Source organism: Gorillibacterium massiliense (assembly GCF_000455485.1).
Taxonomy (GTDB): domain Bacteria; phylum Bacillota; class Bacilli; order Paenibacillales; family NBRC-103111; genus Gorillibacterium; species Gorillibacterium massiliense.
Map to the genome: position 1 here is coordinate 74,163 of NZ_CBQR020000100.1, position 22,191 is coordinate 96,353.

The window sequence follows — 22,191 nt, forward strand, 5'->3', positions numbered from 1 at the left end:
ACTTAGGCTCAACCAAAATAGTCGAGGCACATGGCCTCCCGAACTTCCTTCATCGTTTCCCGGGCGATGCCGCGAGCGCGCTCGGTTCCGGACATCAAAATGTCATCAACGGTATCCGGTCTGGCCGCATAATAGGACCGGCGTTCCCGCATCGGCTCGAGGAGCTGCTCCAAAGCCTCGATTATGAACCCTTTGCAGGCGGAACAGCCCATGGCCGCTTTTTCGCAACCTTCGCGGATTTCCTCGGCACCTTCCGGACGGAAAGCTTGGTGGTACGCATAGATTGGGCAAACGTCCGGATGGCCGGGGTCGTTTTTATGAATACGGGCCGGATCGGTTACCGCCCTCTTGATCTTGAGGGTAAGCTCTTCCGTCGATGAATCCAGCATGATGGCGTTGCCCAAGCTTTTGCTCATTTTCGCCTGGCCGTCGGTGCCCACCAACCGGGGCATATCGCCCACGAGCGGCTTCGGCTCCAACAGGATGGGCTTATACAGCTCGTTAAACCGCCGAACAATTTTTCGGGTCAATTCCAAATGGGGAAGCTGGTCATCGCCCACCGGAACGATCGTCGCCTTGCAAAAGGTAATATCCGCCGCCTGGCTCACCGGATAACCGAGAAAGCCGTAGTACATGTCGTCGAGCCCGCCGCTTTTCGATTCAGACTTGACGGTAGGGTTGTGACGCAGCACATTCACCGTAACAAACATGGAATACAATACGGTCAGTTCGGCAATTTCCGGGATCATCGACTGAACGAAAATCGTCGACCGCATCGGGTCGATCCCGACGGATAAGTAATCGAGCGCCACTTCCCGCAAATGCCGGCGGATAAAATCAGGCTGCTCAAAATGGGTAGTCAGCGCCTGAATGTCGGCCAGAAGCACAAAGGTTTCATACTGATCCTGCAAAATCACGCGATTCTTCAAACTGCCGGCGTAATGGCCAAGGTGAAGCTTGCCGGTTACCCGGTCTCCGGTTAAAACACGTTCTGTCATCGTTAATCATCCTCCCTGGATTATGGAGCGTTTTTCCGTACAGAAAAACGGCATCCCGATTGAACCAACCTAATCGAAACATCGACCGCCGCCACCAACCTTCTTCCATGGCCACCACCCCCTTTCATAAATAAAAAAACTCCGTCCCCTAAGGACGAAGTTATCGCTGTGCCACCTTAAATGACCGTACCACTGCATGACGCAAGCAGTTGACGGCCTTCTCCTTCCGGTGCGGAGATTCCGTTTAGCGAATCTCGATACCGTCCCCTTGATAACGGCGGGATGCCCGGCATTTCCCTACGGCGCCTTGCATGGCGGCTCGGAAAAGCAACTCCAAAGGCCATTCGATCACGCTTCGGACACCGGTTCGCAGCAACCACCGGCTCTCTGCAAGTCCTTCCCGCATGTCTACTTACCCTTTTTCTACGTTGTTACGATATTGAAATTATCCTAAACGATATTGCGAGATTAGTCAACGAATGGGATGAATGAGCCTATTGTAAAAACAAAGGTACCATAGGATAAGTGACGACCGTAATATGATGCTTGGCATTACAGAGGCTGGTTTTATTGATGAAGATAATGTACCTTAAGTAACAAGCGATTAATCGCGACTTCGGAGGCTGACCAAAAGAAAGGAAGACCCCTATGTTCAAGCTGCTGAGTCGAAGCATCCGCGACTTCCGTGCCGCATATCTGCAACTGTTGCTCTTCGAATATTTGTTTGTGATTTTGACCAGCTTTGTCATTCTTCCGATCATTACGCTCATCTTCAACCGTGTTCTGACGGTAATCGGTTCCGGTTCGCTTATGAACGACGATATCGTTCAACTCGGCTTGAACTGGCGAGGTATGCTCGGCCTTACCGCCATCGGTTTGGTCGCATCTTTTGCGGTGTTCATCGAGCTTTGCGTGCTCGTTATCCTCGTCCAGCAGCACTATTTCGGCAAAAGGATCGCAACCGCCGACGCGTTATTGACTGCACTCCGTCAGACGCCCCGGCTGCTCGGCTTCGGTGCCATACAGCTGCTGATGATCTTGCTCGTGCTCATCCCGTTCGTCGACTCGCCGATATCGAAGTCGTTCTATGCGCTATTCAACGTTCCAATCTTCATGGAGCGCAATGTGCTGCATCCTTCACTGGTCATGACCATCGTCTACATCGCTATTGTAACTACAGCGATTTACCTTGTGCTCCGGTGGATCTTCGTGCTGCATTATATCGTTCTGGAAGGCAAAACAATCGGAGCCGCCATACAAAGCAGCCACGCCTTAACGCGGGGCAAGCGCTCGAAGGTGCTCGTTTCGTTACTCCTAATGAACGCGCTCGTCATAGGGACGGGTTTTGCAGCGATCTCCTCCTTGTCGTTTTTGCCTTATTGGCTCAATCATAACGTGCTGAAGGCGTTCACCGCGCACTATTCCCTGACACTGTCCTCGATGCTTACCTATATCCTGACGCTAACGGTCATGCCGACCAACATCGTCGTGCTGACGCGTTTGTTCTATTTGTTCAAACGAAGCAAAGAACGGATTGCCGGCGATCAGCTGAAGCTATACCACAGTTTTTTAGGCCGCTGGGAGGAGAAATTGACGGACGCAGCGAGGCGATTTCCACGTAAACGGACGTTGTTCGCCGCTCTCGCTCTCGTATATGTATCCTTAGCGCTGTTCGTTGGATGGAAAGCCAACGGGCATTTGGTCTACGCCAAGTGGAGCGTGCTCATTTCCGCTCATCGGGGTGACGTGGAGAACACCACGACTCCTGAGAACTCGCTTCCCGCCGTTTTGGACGCAATAGACAAAGGCATCCAATCCGTCGAGATCGACATACAGTTGACCAAAGACGGCGTGGCTGTCCTCAACCACGACGCTACTCTCAAACGTATGGCCGGAGTGAACAGCCGGATAAACGACTTAACGTACGCTCAGGTAAGCAAGCTCGCAATCGGGAAAGATCCGGACGGCAATCCGGTTCCCATCGCCACACTGGAGGATGTGCTGGGCGAGGCGAAAGGACGAATCAAGCTGCTGCTTGATCTGAAGCCCTATGGGACAAGTGAACCCCTCGTAAAAGAAACAATCCGATTAGTCCATGAATACGAGATGGAAGATGCCGTTTACATTCAGTCATTCGACAGCACCGTGCTGCGGCAAATCCGGGCACTGTCCCCCGACATCCGGATTGGTCAAATCATGTATTTTGCCTTTGGCAATTTATCATCGCAGGACGTAGACTTTTATACCGTCGAGCAAGTAATGGTGACAAAGTCATTTGTCGATCAAGCGCACGCCGCTGGACGCGAGGTATTGGTGTGGACGGTCAACGGGCGGCGCAATCTGAAAGAAATGCTAAAATTCAAGATCGATGGCCTCATCACCGACACGCCGGTACAGGCGCAATCGATGATCGAGCTGGATTTTATAAATTAGCACAACAAAAAATGCAGAGCGGCGGCTTTGGGACTGACCCCTGTTTCTGAGACAGGGGTCAGTCCCTTGAATAGACGCCCTTTTTTGTATATTATGTTTGATTAATATAAATCTGGAAGGTGATCAATTTGAAGCGAACTTTGATTATGGGCGGGTCTACGTTTGTAAGCCGTTCATTAGCTGAACATTTCATTCTTAAAGGCTATGAAGTAGATATCCTTACAAGAGGGGTGGGGAAATTAACTTATACCGGTTTCAGAGAGCATCTGAAGTGTGACAGGCATTCGTCCCTTGAACTCCAAAAAACACTGGAAGGAAAACAGTATGACTATATTTTGGATATTTCCGCTTACACCAAGAACGACGTATCCACACTTTTAGCATGCATAGATACCACGGCACTAAAAAAATACATATTCTGCTCATCTGCCGCCGTATATAAACCCGGCTTCGGCGCTCTATCCGAAAGTGACGAACGTGGCGAAAACCCGAACTGGGGACAATACGGATTAGATAAAAAAGAAGCCGAGGATTATTTGTTCCAGCAATACTTGAATACTGGTTTTCCGATGTTAATCTTCAGGCCCACCTATATCTACGGTGAGAATAATAACTTGTACCGCGAAAGCTATTTTTTCGATCGAATCAAACAGCGTAAGGCCATTCCGATTCCTTGTAGTCCAAATGGACAACTCACGCAGGTTCAATTCATACACATAGCCGACTTGTGCGAAGTTTTCGAATCCGCTCTGACCACCGATACCGTTGGAAAGGCGTATAATGTTACACACCCAGAGCTCATGTCCTGGGAAAAGATGCTCCATTGTTTCAGCCAAGTCACAGGAATCGAAGCAACAGCCAAACCAATCGATCATGAAGCTTTGCATGTTGAGGTGCGATCCTTTTTCCCGTTTCGGGACGTTAACATGGAGTTGGATATTTCCAACCTTATAAACGCCGGCCTTCATACCCCTTCTATCGCTCTAAGCGATGGACTGCGCAGGACATATCATTGGTATTTGCATCATTTGCCTCAACTGTCGGACAGCCGGATGACTAAAGTGGATGATCTGTAACCTCCGCACCTGTCCCCATGCACTGCGCACGATGCGTCAGCTACTTTTCTCTGCCACCTTTCGGCGCACTAGAGACTTTCACTCTTTAATCGATTGCGCTGCCGAGCGCACACAGGACCGTAACAACCTGCTTACCAGCAGATCGTTACGGTCCTTTTTACATTATCCCGCTCACCTCTTGCGCCCCCTCTCCCCCACTCTACTCCCGCCGCAAACGGCATATTAATTTTCTATAGTTTCTTGCCATTTAATAGAATATACTAAATAAGAATATTTATAAGGAGGAAAGCAACATGAACTACATACCAAAAAAATGGTCATTCATTATTTCCCTCTTTTTGATTCTTCAATTAAGTCTCGGATGCTGGATTTCACCCGTAGCCTTAGCGGTTGCCCCGAGCCTAGCCGTGGCTACGAGCAGCGGATCTGCCGCCTTCACTTCCGGCGATAATGCAGCTTCAATCCCCGTTACCATCGACCCTGGCCTAACGGTTTACAATCCGGACAGCACAATGTTAACCAGCGGGACAGTAGCTATCACAAGCAATTTCCAAGCTGGTGAAGACGTGCTGACGTTTATCAACGACGGAGCGACAATGGGCAATATTACGGCGAGTTACGATGCCAGCACCGGGGTTCTTACGCTGACATCCATTGGCGCTTCAGCCACCCTAGCCCAGTGGCAAAACGCCCTCCACTCGGTCACGTACACCGATTCAGCCGTCACTCCAAATACGGCATCGCGTACGATTAGCTTCTCGGTGTATGACGGATCGGTACTGAGTAATACGGCAACGAGAACCGTTACCGTAGCTGCAGTGGATCAGACACCTATCGTGACTTCAAGTGGCGGGCCAACCGGGTTCGTGGCTGGCGGTACCTTACCTTCGATCCCCGTAGTTATTGACTCCAGCCTAACGTTATCCGACTTGGACAACACAACGCTTGCCAGCGGAACTGTAGCCATTACAGGTAACTACCACAGTGGAGAAGACATACTGGCGTTCTCGAATACCAATTCGTCTTTATATGGCAATATTGTGGCAAGCTACAATGCCGCCACCGGGGTCCTTACATTGACGTCTTCCGGCGCTACGGCCACCCTAGCACAGTGGCAAAGCGCCCTCCGCTCCGTCACGTACACCGATACAGCCGTCACTCCAAATTCGGCAACTCGCACGATTAGTTTTTCTGTAAATGACGGAGTAAAGACCAGCAGCAGTACAACGAAGAGCATTACCCTAACAATGGCGACAAACCAGCCGCCTATCGTGATTTCGAGTGGCGGGTCAACCGGCTTCACCGCTGGCGATAACGTTGCTTCAACTCCAGTTGCTATCGACCCCGGCCTAACGGTTTTCGACCTCGACAATACGACACTATCTAGTGGAACTGTAGCCATTACAGGCAATTTCCATAGTGGGGAAGACGTACTGACGTTCACGAACAGCAGCTCGCTTTTATATGGCAATATTGTAGCGAGCTTTAATGCCGCCACCGGGGTTCTTACGCTGACATCTTCCGGCGCTACGGCCACCTTGGCCCAGTGGCAAAACGCCCTCCACTCGGTCACATACACCGATTCAGCCGTCACTCCGAATACGGCAACGAGAACGATTAGCTTCTCGGTGCATGACGGATCGGTAATGAGTAATACAGCAACGAGAACGGTTACCGTAACCGCAGTGGATCAAACACCTATCGTGACTTCAAGTGCCGGGCCAACCGGGTTCGTGATCGACGGTAACATGCCTTCAACCCCCGTTGCTATCGACTCCGGCCTAACGTTAGCCGACCTGGACAACACAACATTAGCCAGCGGTACAGCAACCATCACAGGTAATTTCCAAGCTGGAGAAGACGTGCTGGCATTTACGAACGACGGAACAACCATGGGTAACATTTCGGCAGCCTACAATGTCACCACCGGGGTGCTTACGTTGACGTCTGCGGGCGCTACATCCACCCTAGCCCAGTGGACAAGTGCCTTGCGCTCCATCAAGTACACCAATGCGTCAGCAACGCCGAATACATCGACGCGTACGATTAGCTTTTCTGTAAATGACGGAGTAAAGACCAGCAGCAGCGCAACGAAGAGCATTACCATAACAATGCCAATAAACCAGCCGCCTATCGTGACCACTAGTGGCGGATCAACCGGCTTCACCGCCGGCGATAACGTTGCTTCAACCCCCGTTGCCATCGACTCCGGCCTATCGGTTTCCGATCTAGACAATACGACACTATCTAGTGGAATTGTAGCCGTCACAGGCAATTTCCAAGCTGGGGAAGACGCGCTGGCATTTATGAACGATGGAGCAACCATGGGCAATATTACGGCAACCTACAATGCTTCCACCGGAGTGCTTACATTGACGTCTTCCGGTGCTACGGCCACCTTGGCCCAGTGGCAAAACGCACTCCGTTCGGTCACGTACACCAATTCATCCGCAACGCCAAATGCATCGACCCGCACGATTAGCTTCTCTGTGAATGACGGGTCAGCTAATAGCAGCATTGCAACGAAAGGTGTTACCATAAAGGCGTTAACGAGCATAAGCGCTGCTCCGCAAACCATAAACGTTACAGCTGGGTCAACCGCTTCTACGACAATAACAGCCCACTATTCGGATTTGTCCGAAACGGATGTAACCTCTTCCGTATCTTGGACTGTTCAAACACCTGCGGTTGCAAGTGTATCCGGGGGGACGATAATAGGCCTCAAGGCGGGAGGCACGGTCTTGACAGCCGTCTATGGGACCCAAACGGTGAATATGAACCTGACGGTGACATCCAGCGGAAGCAGCGGTAATTGGAATCCTGGCCCAAGTACAAGTCCGGCCGATCCCGATCCTGACCCCGTAACGACTCCGGCTGAAGAGGCCTCGCCTTTTTATGGGCTCGTTGACCTCGGTCATCTGATAGCCTCTATTAAAAACGACTTGGCTGCCGGGAATGCTACAGCATTCCAAGATACACCCTCCCACTGGGCTACCAGCAGCATTACACTTGCCGTTAGATTAGGGATATCCTCCGGCTATCCGGACGGAACCTTCAGACCGGATACTTCGATTACACGAGCCGAGTTCAGTACAATGATCGTAAAAGCCTTAGGCCTGCAAGCTGGAGGCGGAACCCGCGCATTTCAAGATACTCAGAACTCATGGGCGCGGAATTATATCGAGATCCTTGCTACAAATGGAGTCATAAACGGATACCCGGACGGAACGTTCCGACCGGATAATGGGATTACGCGCTCTGAAATGATGGCCATGATCTCGAAAATTTTGATTTTGGACAAAACCGACGTTGGCAAGGGCAAAGATTTCGTCGATGTTGAGCCCAATCATTGGGCCTACGATATAATCAAAGAAGCCTCAGCCGCCGGAATCATCCAGGGGCGAGGCCAGAATCAATTTGCACCCGACGATAACGTCACGAGGGCGGAGGCCATTACGGTTATCATTCACGTTCTGACAACGGAACCGACGATTCGGGACTTGCTATTGTAAGGATCGATATAATAAGGGAGTCATCTATCATTTTCCTTGTAAAAGAGGGTCGCAACGTCTGCTCAACGGCAGCCTGTTACGGCCCTCTTTTTATCTATTAACCCCCTTACCCACGAACCTCGGAAAACGCACGAAGGGGGACATACAGCCGATTATTGTAATTCAACACACTGACATCACTAGATGAACTTTCTTTTCCATCTACAAAAAGGTGCAATAAAGTCGGATATAGCCTCGCTTTCACTTCGTTGGATACCGATGCCGCCGCCACCGATGCCCCGCTTAAGACGAAGCCGCAGATCAACCCCATTACGAAACGTTTCATTTTGCCCTCTCTCCAATCCCATAAATTCCCAAATCCATCCTATAGACGAATAAATAACGGGAAAGTTGCGAGGACGAGCCGGAAAGGCTAGTCTGCTTTGCAATATCTTTTTACGAACGTGAAAATCAGCTCATCCAGCAAAGGGTTGGCCGTTTCGTTGGTAATGCCGTGTTGGAATAAAGCCGGCCACGTGAGCGCACCTTCAATCATGGCGTAAAACACCCGCGCCGCAAGAGCCGGATTGTCGATTTGCAGTTTGTTATCTTTGTGTGCCGCCATAAGCCAGTTTATAAACGGTTCAAGGGGAGAGGCATATTTCGCCCGGGTCATACGCGCATAATCGATATCCCGAATAAAGACAGAGGTCAAAACCCGTGATAATCCGAGCCTGGAGGGACTGTTGATCAAAAATAATTCAGCATGCGCAAAGGCTGCCAATTGTTCTTCTAACGGTTTTGCAGGGTCATACTCAATTTGCTTCAAGATTTGTTGTTCACTGAGGAGCTTGGCAATCACCGCTTGAAAGAGATTCTCCTTATTGGAAAAATGGTTATAGACCGTACGTTTGGAAACACCCGCGATCTCGGCAATCCGATCCATACTAGCATTGTCGTAACCCATTTCGGTAAACACCTGCATAGCCCCATTAAGGATGGATTCATGCTTCCTGCTCTTATCTCGTTTTTTGACTGCGGGTATAACGTCCATCTATCTATGCAATCCCTTCTATCGACAAAAATTAACTACACCGCATAGTGCAATTAACCCTTGTTTGGGAATTATTTACACTGTACAGTATAGTTAGCGTCTGAAGAAATTACAATGATATTGCTTAGGTTACGTGCACTGGAACTGTCGGGGGGCGAAGATGAGTATGACACCCTTTCGCAGCAACCTGTCACGATCTTTAGGGGCGGCTTTCTTGCTGCAAGCCTTAGCTTCGCTGGTCAGTGGAGGTTTTTTATTCAACCCGCTAATTGTTGAAGAGGATATACGCAAAACGATGCTCAACTTAGCCAGCCATGCGCCTCTTGTCCATGCAAGCATCATAGGCGATATCGTCACGGCTGCAGGGATCATATTTCTAGGAGCCATTCTCTTTGCGGTTGTCGGAAGCCAAAACAAAGGGATGGCCCTAACCGCCTTAGGATTGTACATCTTCGAGGCTGGGATCCTTGTCGCGAGCAAATGCGTTGTCTTTGGCCTGTTGAAGATCAGTCAAGACTATGCGGCTACCGGGGATAAAGCCATTGAACGCCTAGCCAGACTGGCTTTGGAGGCGGAGCATTTTATGTACACCCTGCACATGCTCCCCTTCGGTCTTGGCGCTATTCTCTTTTATTTCTTGCTGAACAAGTCCAATCTTATACCAAAATGGCTATCGCTATGGGGTTTGATTGCCGTCCCATTTGTGCTTGTTGGCGCTGTATGGACCATTTCCGACGCACATGTTCCTCCTGCTATTCTTGTCCTCGCTTTACCGTATGTCCCCTTCGAGTTTTTTGCCGGCCTATTCATACTGGTTAGAGGTTTTCACATGCCAATTCGGAAGGACTTGATCCAATGAGAGCGGTTGTGTGCACCAAATATGGCCCGCCGGACGTGCTTCAACTTATGGAAGTCCAAAAGCCTTCTCCCAAGCATGATGAGGTATGCATCAAAATCCACGCTTCCGCCGTAACGGCCAGTGACATCTATATTCGAGCCTCCCAATTGCCGCTCCGGTTTTTACTGCCAATGCGACTCTTTTTGGGGTTCACAAAACCGAGAAAGTCCATCATCGGAATGGTATTGGCTGGAGAAATCGAATCCGTAGGAAAAGACATCAAGCGGTTTAAAGCAGGGGATCAGGTTTACGGGATTACCGGTTTCGGACTTGGCGCTTACGCCGAGTACAAATGCATGAAAGAATCAGACTCCATGTACGGCTGCCTATCCCTAAAACCTGCAAGTATAAGTTATGAAGAGGCAACAGCCGCGGCATACGGCGGGCTTTTGGCATTGCAACGGGTGGAAGAAGGGAATATAAGTCCCGGTCAGAAGGTTCTTATCTACGGGGCATCAGGAACTTCCGGAACAATGGCCATCCAATTGGCAAAATACTATGGCGCTGAAGTTACCGGAGTATGCAGCACGCGCAATTTGGAATTCGTTAAATCTTTAGGGGCCGATCAGGTGATTGACTACACCAAAGAGGACGCTGCACCTCCCGTAGGCCCTTACGACGTTATGCTCGATACAGCGGGAAAAGCCAAAGACTCAACCGTAAAAGAGCAGTGCAAGAAAGCTCTGCGCTCGCAAGCAAACTATCGGTCCATCGATGACGGGAAATTAGAATTGAGCTCCAAACGCCTTGTAAAAATCAAAGAGTTGATCGATGCCGGCCACTTAAAACCGGTAATCGACCGAATCTATCCGATGGAGCAAATTGTAGAAGCTCATGAATACGTAGAAAAGGGCCGCAAGCGTGGAGGAGTCGCCGTATCCATTAAGCATCCCACGATGCCCCACACTTAATTACCAAAATGCAGGCGCTTTGGTGCATCAACCGCAAGCAGCGCAGGAGGATGCCCTCCATCAACGCGCCTGCCAAATACTCGCATAGGCATAGTTACGTACCGTACCATACCATCGATACCACGGAGAACCGCCTTCCTGCTGGGCATAAAACAGCGTCACTTCCGATTCAGGATCAATGACCGACGTAACAGCATCTTGCGCCATCCCAGCCAAACTCTCCATTTTGACTAAGGGAATTGTTATCCTCCCGATTCACTAAGGTTCGCACACCTAGGCCGTAACTGTTTGCAGCCTGTCGAATGCTTATTATTTGGATTATTTTTCCAGACAGCTCTGCAACAGTAAATCGACTCCCCCACGTAAAACGTTTGAAACTCCTCGTTAAACGGCGTTGACGGAGTTAGCAGCTAAACGCTGTATCTGAGTTCCGTTCTTCCAGCCAATTCTCAATTTGGATAATCAAATTTTCCGGATAGGTATAGCCGAATGTAGTCGCTACAGCAAAAGACAGACGACTGAATAACTCAAATGTTGTATTAAGTGCTTTCCAACTGCTGCTTTGTTCGAATCCTCCGAATGATTGCTTTAAATCTGCGATTATGCTTTGGTCGGCCCAATCCTTTATGAATTTCCCTGCATGCCACGTGTCGTAGTCAGGCCCATTCACGGCTTTGGCGTGCCACTCGATCATCTGCAGAAGCAGTTTTTTGCAATCCTGCTCCCGTTGATAGGCAACCCACATTTCGCCGCGCAATATTTGCTTCGCCGTATACAGACAGACGAATGCAAACATGTTCACGACCTGTAAATAAGATTCTTCGGTAATCGAGTTACTTTCGGGAACCGTTGTCTTTTTTGGCAATAAGTATTGACTCTTCCCTGTCTTGTCGAGAAGAATCCTGGCACCGCGTTGGAATCCGAGAGGAATCCGACCGTTCTCAATTGAGTTCTCCAGATCGGAAACATGGCGAAATAAAAAGTCGACCTGCAGCCCTCGATCAAAGAGAACAAGTCTTTCTGGATCCCCTCCGGCAGTTTGAAACACAAAGCTTGTCCACACATCGCCGATATCAATCAACCATTTATCGGTTCGAAAATAATAATCCGGGTTAGTTGAAAAAATCACGACATCTAAATCGGAGAACTCATCAAACGGCTTGTCAACTCTCGCTCGCGATCCAACGACATAGGCCGCCGAAATCTCACTGTTATTAAGCCCCCAGGCATATAGGCGCTCTTCAAGTATCTCATAAGGATCAGTTGCCATTTTACTTACCTCCGATTACGTAGACTCCAACAATATATAAGATAGGTTCTGTTATAAAAAAATTTCACTGACCCCAATTACTCTAGAACATTTTTCTGCCAAATACCACGCCGCACTTACGCGACGGAACTCATACCAACATCGGTCGGTTCATTTCAGCGAAATTGGAACATATGATCCGGATTCCGTTCCGACCGCTAAATAATCGACATCCTTGTGCTTCGATTCGACCATTGACCGCATAATCCTGAAAGCGACGTCGAGCTGTCCGCCGTCCTCTTCCGTTCTCAACGTACGAACGCCTGGCGGCAGAATCTCAGGGCAGCCAATCGTACAGAACACGGTCAGTTCAAGCTTCAGCCCCTGTGAAGCATTCGCGACGAACAATCCGACAAATTCGTTCAACGCCACCCCGCTCTTCCCTTGTTGCCGCAACAGGAACTCGGGCAAGCCACTGGCGCTGTCAGCGGACAGCACGAAGACCGACGCCGAATCGAGCTGCGAAGCGTTGATGATCTCCGTCATCATGCTCTCGTTGGAGAATTCGTCCAGCACGAGAAAACACTGCTTGCCGCTTCCACCCGATCGCTCCATCCATAACGCGAATGCCTGGCGGTAATCGATCACGACCTTTTTGAACAACGGATCGTCGATGTAACTGTCTATCAACACGATCGGCACCCCGATGCTGAAGTGAACCGATATGTCCCGAAACTTTTCCCTCTTCACATCGACAAGCAAAACGCCGTCCACTTCACGCTGACGCACGATGTCAAAAGTCGGTCTTTCCGAATCCATTCCGAGAACGAGCAGGTGGAGGCCCGCCTGCTTGCAGAGAGTTTCCGCTCGTTCGGCCAGCATACCGTAGTACATCTTCCTCCATAAGCCGTCCCGCTCGCTTCGGTTGAACAGCAGCGCCACCATGCCGGAATTCCCCTTGGCGAGAGAACGCGCCGTCAGGCTAGGGATATAATTCAGCCTCTTGGCGGTCTCCAGTACGCGGCAACGCGTCTCGTCCTTTATGACCTGATTGTTCACATTGTTCAAAATATAGCTGACCGTTGCCACCGAAACCTTCGCTTCGCGAGCTATATCTTTCATCGTCGCTTTTTTCAAACCAGACACCTCGATCATTCGCAGTTCTCGACGGGATTATCACAAGCCGACTAAGCGGATATTCACCGCCATCGCTCATCTCGAAATTCCAGTCGGCTCATCCTCCCACTCCTCTACAATGAAATGGAAACTGGACGATTCGGAAGTATCGAAGCGTCTGCCTGTCTCCCTTTTCTCATGAATACCAAAACCCCGCGAAACTTTTACATAGAACGTCAAATCCCTCGGCAACAGGAAACGCCCCTGGTACAAGCCGTCCCGTACTTTCGGAATTCCGAATCCGGCATGGATCTGCGTATTGTTAGGGGTGGTCAGTGGGACGTCTACGCGAATCTCGATCGACACGGTATCTGGCAGTTCACGAACGACCTCGATGCAGGCCGAGTCGGTAACGCCGCCATATCGAACCGTCACCTCCGCCGTCCCTTCGGACAGCGGAACAATCGTGCCGTCGTCATCAACCTTTAACACTTCGGGTGGATCAACCGCATATTCAGCGGCAAGTAGACTCATTTCAAAGCCTGTGTCAAAAGTGACCTTCGGATACAACTTCGATCGAAGCCCCAGAAGCCCGATCTGCTTTCTCCCTTCAAGATTCAGGCAGAGGGGACGGCCAATCTCGCCAAACAGGTACAACAATGGGCTATGCAGCCGTCTCGCCCAATCCGCTTGCGAATGGCCGGCCTTCTCATCGAATAAAAACATCAAATCTTCGCCAGGCTTGAAGCCTAGGCTGATCAGTTCTTCAACAAATGCCCGCACGTGGCGCGGCATGATAAGGCCCTCTGCTCCGCCAATATCGACCCAGACTCGTACAGGAGGCTTGTTCGGGTAAGAGCGGTAAAGCTTCATCTCGCTGATAGGTTCGCGCTTGCTCGCGCTGGTTGCTTGGTCGTTTACCACCGCATGCACAAAGAATGGGGACAAAATCGCGACGTGGCCGAATACGTCCGGCCTGCGAAACGCGATGTGATACGAAACGAGCCCGCCGGCCGACGAGCCAATTAAGGCAGTATGCTCCCGGTCTGTTAAGGTGCGAAACGTACGGTCGATCAACGGCTTCAACTCCTCAACGATAAACCGTTCGTACAACTCCCCTTTGCAGTCGGCATGAAACGTCTCTCCGACCCCTGGATTATCGTGGAAGTATTCGGATACCCTTTGATCCGATATCGACGAAATAGCGACGATTACCATTTCCTTTGCCCGATCTTCACGGATTAGCCGTTCCGCCGTCCGGTGCATCTCCCATGAATCTCCCTTTTCGTCGGACGAGAACATATGCTGACCGTCTTGTGCATAAAGGACCGGGTACCGAAGCGTTTCTGCTTCGTGATAAGAAGGGGGCAAATAGACGAAAACATCTCGCGAGTTATCCAAAAACGTTGAAAACACGTGGGAAAGCCTGACGATCTCCATTTCCGCAAAACCGTCCCCTCATTTTCACTTAAGCGTTTAATGTTTAGAACTTAATCGCTTAAGTTATATAATGGAAAAATTCTACTCTAAGCCCTTTTTCTTTGTCAATCGGAAATAATCAACCGATTCTTCCGGCTTCCGACAACAATGGTAGACAAATGCGCCTCACCAACTATTTTGCTTGCATCCGGTCCAAAGTTTTCTGATTGATTCCATTTTGCTGACATATAGAACAGGAAACCAAATAGGGCTGCACAGATCACCTACCGGCAACTTGTCACAACCCTCCAACCCACGTCTATCTCGGTCTATCGGCTCTTACTATTCTTCCTGTTTGATCCAAAATGACATAAAAGCTCCGGAAAACGAGTTTTTAAAGTCTTCAATGTCAACAACATGATTTTCCCAATTTAATTCAATCGCTGATGAAGGATGATTGACAATAAAACCTTTTAAAACTCTATTATCCCTTACTGCCCCAACAACTACGATCAAGTGACCTCCCGTTGGGATGACTACGCCATCACTATTTATTTTCCCGCCAGTAAAGCCGGCAGTAACTGACGCAATACATGGACGATTCTTTTCTAATTCAAATAGAACATCACTTACCTTGCTTTGCCTGAATGCTTGACCTTGAACTTTATAATCATTTGCAATTTTAACTAACCCTTTATGAATCCATCCTCGATCACAATGTGCTCCCTTTTCTACTCCCTTATATACTAATTCACCATATGGATCACTTAGCTTAAGTCCACGATGCTTCTGAAATCCATCGATTACCATTTTAATGGAAGCGATTCCGCAACCGCGCACTTGCCAATGTTCTGCCTCATGTATGCTCCTAAACCCCTGTAAGTGGACATCATTGAAATCAACTCGCTGACTGTAAAATGGGATAGGATACGACACTTTAATCATTTCTTCTAGCTCATTTTGATCATCGATTTCCAATGTTCAGGTGCTCCTTCTCGATCCGCTTGAATTTCCAGATATTATAATCATTATACCCGCCAAAAAAGGCCGGAACAATCTGCTCACCGGCAGTTAGTTCCGACCCACTTCCTTGTTCCAAGCCGCGTCCTTACGCGCCTTCTTCCTCCATCTCTTCCCGCGGCTCAGAGCCGACGGCGATGGGGTTCTATCCAGCCTGTACTTCTTCATGGGATATTGGGTTCATACAGAGTGAACGTGATTGCAGCGGGAGTCAGTCGTTTGTAAGTTGTTGTCCTTGGCTTATGAACCGCTCTTCCCAAAATGGGTACAAGAAAGCCGCCAAAAGATGGCGGCAACAAATCTGCATCATTGCTTCGTTTAGACCCTTGTGTGCATACAGATCAGAGGGTAGTGCAATTCGGAGGAAACACAGTCCGGCCTGGTCACGGCAACGGTTCAAACGGTGGTATTGATGGATTCGGTGTTTCTGTTGGTACTATTATTATTGGCGGCTGTAATGTTGGTACTGATGTTGGTACAGATATCGGTGTTGGTGTCGGCGTTGCTGTCTGTGTCGCTGTTGGTGTCGCTGTTGGTGTCGCTGTTGGCATTGCTGTCGGTGTCGGCGCTTCTCCGACCGACCATAATCGGCCTGATGCGCTTTCTCGGACTTGTATGGACGTGGTAAGGCGCATTCATGCAGTTGCGTGCTCTCATTTCGAGAAGCTCTTTTATACTTCTTTTGTTTCTAGTAATGCGTACATAAAAAGGAGAACGACCCTGAACGCATTATTGCGAAGGGCCGCTCTCTGTTTTACTTATGTTATTCTAATAAAAATCCAAATAATCTAAGGTATTACGTCCTAACGGTTACGACCCACACTACTGTAGAACCGTCCTGTGCTGTTACTGTGTAGATAATAGGACCCTTAGAAAAGTCTGTTGTAGCTCCAGATGCGGGACTTATCGTTGCATTTGCCGATACTGTAATACTTGGTGTTAGATTTTTCAAATCGGTTCCAGTTGAAACTTGAATGGTTACTGTATGAGCTACTGCATCAATTGTTGCTGGAGCTATTGAATTCGCTAGTGTAAAACCTGTAATGTCTTTCGCTTCATAATTTGGATTATCGAGCACTACATATCCTAATGGAACATCGTTAATGTCATAGAATACAAAATAATCATATTTCGTACTATGGTTATAGGTTGTGTATTCGGTGTTTGTTCCGTTAGATTTTGGAATCATTTCTCGCTGTTCTCCAACCCTAACTTCATCATGGGTAAATGGTCTAATCTGATTTGTCCCTATCCATGTCATGTACGCAAAACTGGAAAGTGAGGAATTAATTTGTCCACTTTCAACTCTTAACTTAGATCCTTTATTTACATACTTTTGACCAGAATCATGAAGAGCCTGAATTTCTGAATCTGTTAAGGCTCGAATCTCGAATCCGCTCTTATCACTTATTTCTTGTACCGGTGTTGAATCATACGCTTTTTCAATCCGTTGTCCATCATTTAGAGAGACCCAAATCGACCCGGTAACCGGCATATTCGGAATATTAATTTGTAGTCTACCAGATGTTTCCGTTTGGGTAGCCGTGGCAATTTCTGTACCTCCAGCAGCGGAATCAAAAACATGTACGATGCTTCCTATAGGTACACCACTAAGCATTATCCCAGAAGATGAATGGGAATAAATGGTTGGATCTTCAAAACGGCGGATGTGCAAGTAATACGTATTATTACCTATGTAATTATTTTGAACCGAAATCGTGAAGGCCCCCATTGTACCAGCGGGAATACTAAGTGTGTATATTCCATTTATTGGCTGAATCTCAGTAGCACCCTGAAATACTTTAATTGAAGCATCTTGAGAAACAGCAGTTGCTTGCAGTTGAACAGATTGTACATGGTTCGGAACAATAACTCTATAATTGGTATGATCCGGTTGGAATCCTACACCGCCCGTCGAATTAAAGGAAGTGTCTTCTTGTTTAAGCGTATATGCGTTGGTGCCATCAGTAATTTGTAAGGAACTAAGGGATAGATCCGAAGAAGCAACTGCATGTATTGATATTTGATTCGACACAGCGACAACTTCATGAGTCACAGCATTTTCCAGTGTGAGTCTGAATGTATAGACGCCTGATTTGGCTACGATGATCCATTCTTTCGAAAATTGAGTAGTCATAAAAGTATCGATAGACTGCCCATCTTGTGGACCAAAACCATTTTTCAAAATATTTACCCAACGGTCCTGATCATACGCGAATAGTTGAACATCTTCACCAGTTCGACCTGCTGATGCACCGATATCTACCGGCTTAATTCGAACTTTACCAGCATTAGGATTCCCATTGTCTTTACTTAGACCTAATGATGGAACAATACCAATACCATGCCAATAGATATTGTTTTGAAAGTAAACGCTGTCGGTGACCGTCTGAGAATTACTATCTATAAGTTCATATTGTGCGTTTACAGGAAGTAACTGAGAATTTTCTTTTTGATAGGCCGAATTCGGTATAGCCAAAGAGTACACATTTGGGGAAGGCTGTGTAGGTGTAGGCGTTGGTGTAGTCGTACCTGTAGTCGTACCTGTAGTCGTACCTGTAGGCGTAGGTGTAGGCGTTGGTGTAGGCGTTGGTGTAGGCGTTGGCGTAGGTGTTGGTTGATCGTTCTTCACGGTATCTACACCCTTAATGAAGTTGACTGCCATAGCTGCTGCTTGTTCACGATTAGCATTACCTTGTGGATTGAATGTACCATCAGAATTGCCATGAATTAATCCATACTTAAACGCTAAGGCAACATAGTTCTTAGCCCAATCAGAAATACGATCAGCATCTTTGAAGTTCAAAGGAGCCGTATCATCAATCTTACCTTGCGTTTGTAATGCCTTTGCCATAACAACTGCAGCTGCTTCCCTTGTTAATACATCATTGGGATTAAATCTACCATTGCCTTCACCGCTTATAATTCCTGCTTTATATGCTGCCTCTATGTATGGGACGGCCCAACCTTTAACATCATTGAAAGAAGATTTGGCATTCAAATCTACAGGAAGTTTGAGGGATTTTACGAGAATTGTTATAAATTCTGCGCGTGTCAAAGCACCTTTTGGATTAAAATGGTTTTCATCGCCCCCATTCACAATACCTTCTTGCTGCAGCTTGATGATCGCATCTTTTGCGAAAGAGCCATCAATATCCTTAAAACTGGTTGTTTCAGCGAAGGCAGGAATTGTAGAGATAAATACCATCGCTGAGGCTAATGCAGCTACAAAGAACTTTTTCATTGTACTAGTTTCCTCCTGACGTCTAGTAAATTACCTTTCGAGCATATTTCCTAGATATTAACATAAAAGCAGTCCCCATGATTTAGCATTATATGACAATTTTCCAGATTTATAATCGTTTTATTTACAATTTTTTCGATTTCCGACACTTTTTAACAATAACCTGACAGGACACACTCGCTGAAGTTTGGCTCCGGGGTTCCTGCAACTACTTTCTCCAACGAAAACGCCAAAAAGGGTCGGAACATTCTGCTCGCAAGCAGTCTGTTCCGACCCTCTATTTTGTTCCAATCCGCGTCCTTACGCTTCTTCCGCTAACTCTTCCCGCGGCTCAGGATCGATAATATCAGTTATCTCCTATCTAAAGACCAACTTATCATTTCTTCATCCCTAGACACTTCAGCAAAGCCTATTTTCCGCAAAACCTTTGCAGACCCTGAATTGGTTACCAAGCATTTAGCAGTAATCGACTTTACTTCGGGTTGGGAACACGCCCAGTCAGCCAAAGCTTTTGCCGCTTCAGTTCCATAGCCTTTCTCTCGTTCACCTTCAATAATTGCATAACCTAAATCAACTTTACCTTCTGCATTAGGCCTGCCTTTAAACCCTGCGTCACCAATAATCATCATTCTATCTTTTCTGATTATCAGCCAAGACTCAAACCCGGAAGGTTGCCGTCCAACCAATTCCAAATTTTTTATTATTTTTGGCAGGGTTTCTATAGCATCGTCGTCGGGCCATCCACTCGCTAGGTTGAATCCTTTATCGGTTAGTTCATTATAGTTATTTTCCAAAACCGAAGTTGCTATTTCAAATGTGAAGGGCACTAAGAGCAATCGGTCTGTCGAGATTTGTTTGACTCCCATTCTATGAATCCACTCTTTCCTTATAGATGAAATACGTGCGTGTCAATTCATCTAGCCTTATCCATGCAAAAGTCTAAACTCATCCTCGAGAATAGCCATCATAATCATGTCATGAAACATACCGTCCATAAAAAGAACGTCTCTCTGCAATCCCTCTCGTTGAAAACCAATTTTCTCATACACATGGATCGCCCGCGGGTTGAAAGCATATACACCCAAGTGAATTCGATGAAGATTTAACGTGTCAAATCCATATCTAAGCATACGTATCATGGCTTCTGTTCCGTATCCACAACCTCGATGCTGTGTCCCTTGAATACCGATGCGAATATTTGCGCTTCGATTATCGGTATCCCTTTCATTCAACACGACTTCACCGAGTAACTCTCCTGTTTCCTTCAGCACAATCATTAAATCGATACGATCCTCGTTTGCAACACCAATTTTCCGAATCCAATTTCCAATTTCTTCCCGGGAGAAGTCTTGATGTGACCCCGTCAATCTATTCAGCTCAGGGTCCTGTAAAAAAGCGTAGTATGCATCGAAATCCGACTCTCGTACAAAACGTAATTCTATAGCATTACCCTCGATGCGCAGTTCTGTAGACTGTTCTGTCATAACGACCTCTCCTAAACCATTAATCATTGAGAATCTGGGCAGCTTTTTTTTACATACAGGCGCTACGCATCTACTCAATACATCCATAAATTCACCTTAGTATACAGTAGCTGGGAGAACCAACGGAAGAGAAAGAATTATTAGTAATGAAGATGCCCTTGATGTAACTACCTTCTCCGACTTTCTGTTTGCAAGTTGTTGAACAGATACCCAAAAGGGCCGCAACAACCTGCTCCTTAGCAGATCGTTACGGCCCTCTTCATTGATCCCATACGCGTCCTTACGCGCCTTCTTCCTCCATCTCTTCCCGCGGCTCGGAGCCGATGGCGATGGGGTTTTCCTCGTAGCTAATCCAATCGCTCCAGCTTCCGGCATAAAGCTTAACATGAGGGTAGCCTGCTTCCATAAAGGAGAGCACATTGGGACAGGCGGTGACGCCAGAGCCGCAGTAGACGATGACTTCGGCATCCCGGGGGATGCCGGAGAAGCGGCGGTGCTGTCCCTCCGCCGGCTTCCAGTGGCCCACGCCGTCGATGGCCTCCTTCCAGAAACGATTGACCGCACCAGGGATATGACCGGCGATCGGATCAATCGTTTCTTCTCGGCCGGCGTAGCGGGCCGGGTCGCGGGAGTCGACCAGCACGGCTCCCGGCGCGTTCCGCTTCATCCGTACCTCCTCGATGCCGGCCAACCAGGCCGGCTGGAGGCGCGGTACGAAACGGGCTGCTTCCGGCTCGGGCACTTCCATCGTCACCGGATATCCGGCTTCCCGCCAAGCGGTGAAGCCCTGATCCATGACGACGACGTGTCGGTGCCCATAATAGCGCAGCAGCCACCAGAAGCGGGACGCATACGAGCCGCCTTGGTCGTCGTACGCGACAACGCGGGTTTCCGGGCCTATGCCAGCCCGGCCTAATTTCCATGCAAGTTCTTCCGGCGATGGCAGTGGATGCCGTCCGCCATGCTCGCCTACCGGAGCAGACAAATCCCGCTCCAGATCAAAGTAAACCGCCCCCGGCAAGTGGCCTTCGGCATATGCAATCCCCCCTGCATCCGGGGAACCTAATATGTACCTGCAATCCACAACCACTACATCAGGAAGTTCCCTATGATCGTTTACCCATTCCATACTGACGATGGAAGACATGGGACTCACTCTCTCTTCCTTGTTTTCTTTCATTATACACCAGATTGCGCCTGATATGCCTCCGCAAAAGGCAGAAATCGAGAAAAGGAATAATTTTATGTTAATAATTTTTTCATTATGTGTGAGCTACACCACTGAAATTTTTGTGATATTTTTGGATAATAAGGAAGCATTCATCACATTTTGTCGAAAGGAATGACCCCCACATGATCACCTGGAGAGAAGAACTTAACATTGGCATTGACATAGTGGACGAGCAACATCAGGAACTGGTACGCCGCATGAACGAATTTATGACCGCCTGCACCCAAAAGCAAGGCAAAGAAGTCATCGAAGAAACCTTGCGCTTCCTGGCTTCCTATGTGGTGGAACACTTCCACGATGAAGAGCAATTGATGGCCCGCAGTCAATTCCCCGAATATGAACAACACCGCGAGGAGCATGAACGTTTTGTCGCCGATGTGAACGCACTTCTTAGCCAAATTGAGACCTCCGGTGTATCGGTTCTCACCACCATCAAGCTGAACCGTACCTTGGTCGATTGGCTGATCAACCACATCCAAAAAAATGACCAAACCTTCGGCGATTACCTGAAAGAAAAAAATTTCAAGGCCTAACGAACGCCATCTTCCTCATGAATGACCGGCTTTC

Annotated in this window: 20 protein-coding genes; 7 read left to right on the forward strand and 13 right to left on the reverse strand. The window is 48.2% G+C overall.

Going from position 1 to position 22,191, the window contains the following annotated elements; translation table 11 throughout:
- Positions 1-8: 8 nt before the first annotated feature.
- Both trpS and TJ79_RS27195 read right to left on the reverse strand, forming a co-directional pair.
- Positions 9-998 (reverse strand): tryptophan--tRNA ligase, encoded by a 990-nt coding sequence (gene trpS / locus TJ79_RS12360; protein ID WP_040950608.1) that lies wholly within the window; start codon positions 996-998, stop codon positions 9-11.
- Between the two features lie 244 nt (positions 999-1,242).
- On the reverse strand, positions 1,243-1,404 hold the full coding sequence (locus TJ79_RS27195; protein ID WP_155987863.1) for a hypothetical protein: 162 nt from the start codon (positions 1,402-1,404) through the stop codon (positions 1,243-1,245).
- Positions 1,405-1,646: 242 nt separating this feature from the next.
- Here TJ79_RS27195 and TJ79_RS12365 point away from each other — a divergent pair, with 242 nt between their 5' ends.
- From TJ79_RS12365 to TJ79_RS12375, 3 genes are all read left to right on the forward strand, one after another.
- A complete protein-coding gene (locus TJ79_RS12365; RefSeq protein ID WP_040950609.1) occupies positions 1,647-3,431 on the forward strand; it encodes a glycerophosphodiester phosphodiesterase in 1,785 nt (594 codons plus the stop codon).
- A gap of 128 nt (positions 3,432-3,559) precedes the next feature.
- Positions 3,560-4,507 carry an NAD-dependent epimerase/dehydratase family protein gene (locus TJ79_RS12370; protein ID WP_040950610.1) on the forward strand — a complete coding sequence of 316 codons (948 nt, stop codon included), beginning with the start codon at positions 3,560-3,562 and terminating at the stop codon, positions 4,505-4,507.
- 293 nt (positions 4,508-4,800) lie between these two features.
- Positions 4,801-8,019 carry an S-layer homology domain-containing protein gene (locus TJ79_RS12375; RefSeq protein WP_052339538.1) on the forward strand — a complete coding sequence of 1,073 codons (3,219 nt, stop codon included), beginning with the start codon at positions 4,801-4,803 and terminating at the stop codon, positions 8,017-8,019.
- Positions 8,020-8,125: 106 nt separating this feature from the next.
- Here the strand turns inward: TJ79_RS12375 and TJ79_RS27200 are convergent, their stop codons facing one another.
- The gene (locus TJ79_RS27200; protein ID WP_155987864.1) at positions 8,126-8,344 is read right to left on the reverse strand and encodes a hypothetical protein; all 219 of its coding nucleotides are present in this window, start codon (positions 8,342-8,344) and stop codon (positions 8,126-8,128) included.
- An 87-nt stretch (positions 8,345-8,431) separates the two neighbouring features.
- Entirely contained in the window at positions 8,432-9,052 is a 621-nt protein-coding gene (locus TJ79_RS25985) for a TetR/AcrR family transcriptional regulator (protein ID WP_052339539.1), read from the reverse strand.
- Positions 9,053-9,212: 160 nt separating this feature from the next.
- On the opposite strand from TJ79_RS25985, the gene TJ79_RS12385 reads away from it, so the two are divergent.
- Both TJ79_RS12385 and TJ79_RS12390 read left to right on the forward strand, forming a co-directional pair.
- Positions 9,213-9,911 (forward strand): DUF4386 domain-containing protein, encoded by a 699-nt coding sequence (locus tag TJ79_RS12385; RefSeq protein WP_040950611.1) that lies wholly within the window; start codon positions 9,213-9,215, stop codon positions 9,909-9,911.
- Positions 9,908-10,861, forward strand: coding sequence for an NAD(P)-dependent alcohol dehydrogenase (locus TJ79_RS12390; RefSeq protein ID WP_040950612.1), 954 nt, complete (start codon positions 9,908-9,910; stop codon positions 10,859-10,861). The genes TJ79_RS12385 and TJ79_RS12390 overlap by 4 nt, the downstream gene beginning before the upstream one ends.
- 60 nt (positions 10,862-10,921) lie before the next feature.
- On the opposite strand, the gene TJ79_RS27205 is transcribed toward TJ79_RS12390, so the two are convergent.
- The 5 genes from TJ79_RS27205 to TJ79_RS12410 form a co-directional block, all read right to left on the reverse strand.
- Complete coding sequence (locus TJ79_RS27205; RefSeq protein ID WP_155987865.1) at positions 10,922-11,068, reverse strand: hypothetical protein; 147 nt, start codon at positions 11,066-11,068, stop codon at positions 10,922-10,924.
- Positions 11,069-11,264: 196 nt separating this feature from the next.
- Positions 11,265-12,131: an aminoglycoside 6-adenylyltransferase gene (locus TJ79_RS12395; protein WP_040950613.1), complete on the reverse strand. Its 867-nt coding sequence runs from the start codon at positions 12,129-12,131 to the stop codon at positions 11,265-11,267.
- Positions 12,132-12,281: 150 nt separating this feature from the next.
- A complete protein-coding gene (locus TJ79_RS12400; RefSeq protein WP_040950614.1) occupies positions 12,282-13,265 on the reverse strand; it encodes a LacI family DNA-binding transcriptional regulator in 984 nt (327 codons plus the stop codon).
- A gap of 57 nt (positions 13,266-13,322) precedes the next feature.
- The gene (locus TJ79_RS12405; RefSeq protein WP_040950615.1) at positions 13,323-14,666 is read right to left on the reverse strand and encodes an alpha/beta hydrolase-fold protein; all 1,344 of its coding nucleotides are present in this window, start codon (positions 14,664-14,666) and stop codon (positions 13,323-13,325) included.
- Positions 14,667-14,987: 321 nt separating this feature from the next.
- On the reverse strand, positions 14,988-15,623 hold the full coding sequence (locus tag TJ79_RS12410) for a C39 family peptidase (RefSeq protein ID WP_040950616.1): 636 nt from the start codon (positions 15,621-15,623) through the stop codon (positions 14,988-14,990).
- A gap of 303 nt (positions 15,624-15,926) precedes the next feature.
- Here TJ79_RS12410 and TJ79_RS27210 point away from each other — a divergent pair, with 303 nt between their 5' ends.
- Entirely contained in the window at positions 15,927-16,457 is a 531-nt protein-coding gene (locus TJ79_RS27210; protein WP_155987866.1) for a hypothetical protein, read from the forward strand.
- 4 nt (positions 16,458-16,461) lie between these two features.
- On the opposite strand, the gene TJ79_RS12420 is transcribed toward TJ79_RS27210, so the two are convergent.
- The 4 genes from TJ79_RS12420 to TJ79_RS12435 form a co-directional block, all read right to left on the reverse strand.
- Positions 16,462-18,909, reverse strand: coding sequence for an S-layer homology domain-containing protein (locus tag TJ79_RS12420; RefSeq protein ID WP_040950618.1), 2,448 nt, complete (start codon positions 18,907-18,909; stop codon positions 16,462-16,464).
- A 350-nt stretch (positions 18,910-19,259) separates the two neighbouring features.
- A complete protein-coding gene (locus TJ79_RS12425) occupies positions 19,260-19,775 on the reverse strand; it encodes a GNAT family N-acetyltransferase (RefSeq protein ID WP_040950619.1) in 516 nt (171 codons plus the stop codon).
- A 57-nt stretch (positions 19,776-19,832) separates the two neighbouring features.
- Positions 19,833-20,393 carry a GNAT family N-acetyltransferase gene (locus TJ79_RS12430; RefSeq protein ID WP_040950620.1) on the reverse strand — a complete coding sequence of 187 codons (561 nt, stop codon included), beginning with the start codon at positions 20,391-20,393 and terminating at the stop codon, positions 19,833-19,835.
- Positions 20,394-20,673: 280 nt separating this feature from the next.
- Complete coding sequence (locus TJ79_RS12435; RefSeq protein ID WP_040950621.1) at positions 20,674-21,540, reverse strand: sulfurtransferase; 867 nt, start codon at positions 21,538-21,540, stop codon at positions 20,674-20,676.
- A 206-nt stretch (positions 21,541-21,746) separates the two neighbouring features.
- Between TJ79_RS12435 and TJ79_RS12445 the strand changes: the two genes are divergently transcribed.
- Positions 21,747-22,157 carry a bacteriohemerythrin gene (locus tag TJ79_RS12445; protein ID WP_052339540.1) on the forward strand — a complete coding sequence of 137 codons (411 nt, stop codon included), beginning with the start codon at positions 21,747-21,749 and terminating at the stop codon, positions 22,155-22,157.
- Positions 22,158-22,191 lie beyond the last annotated feature (34 nt).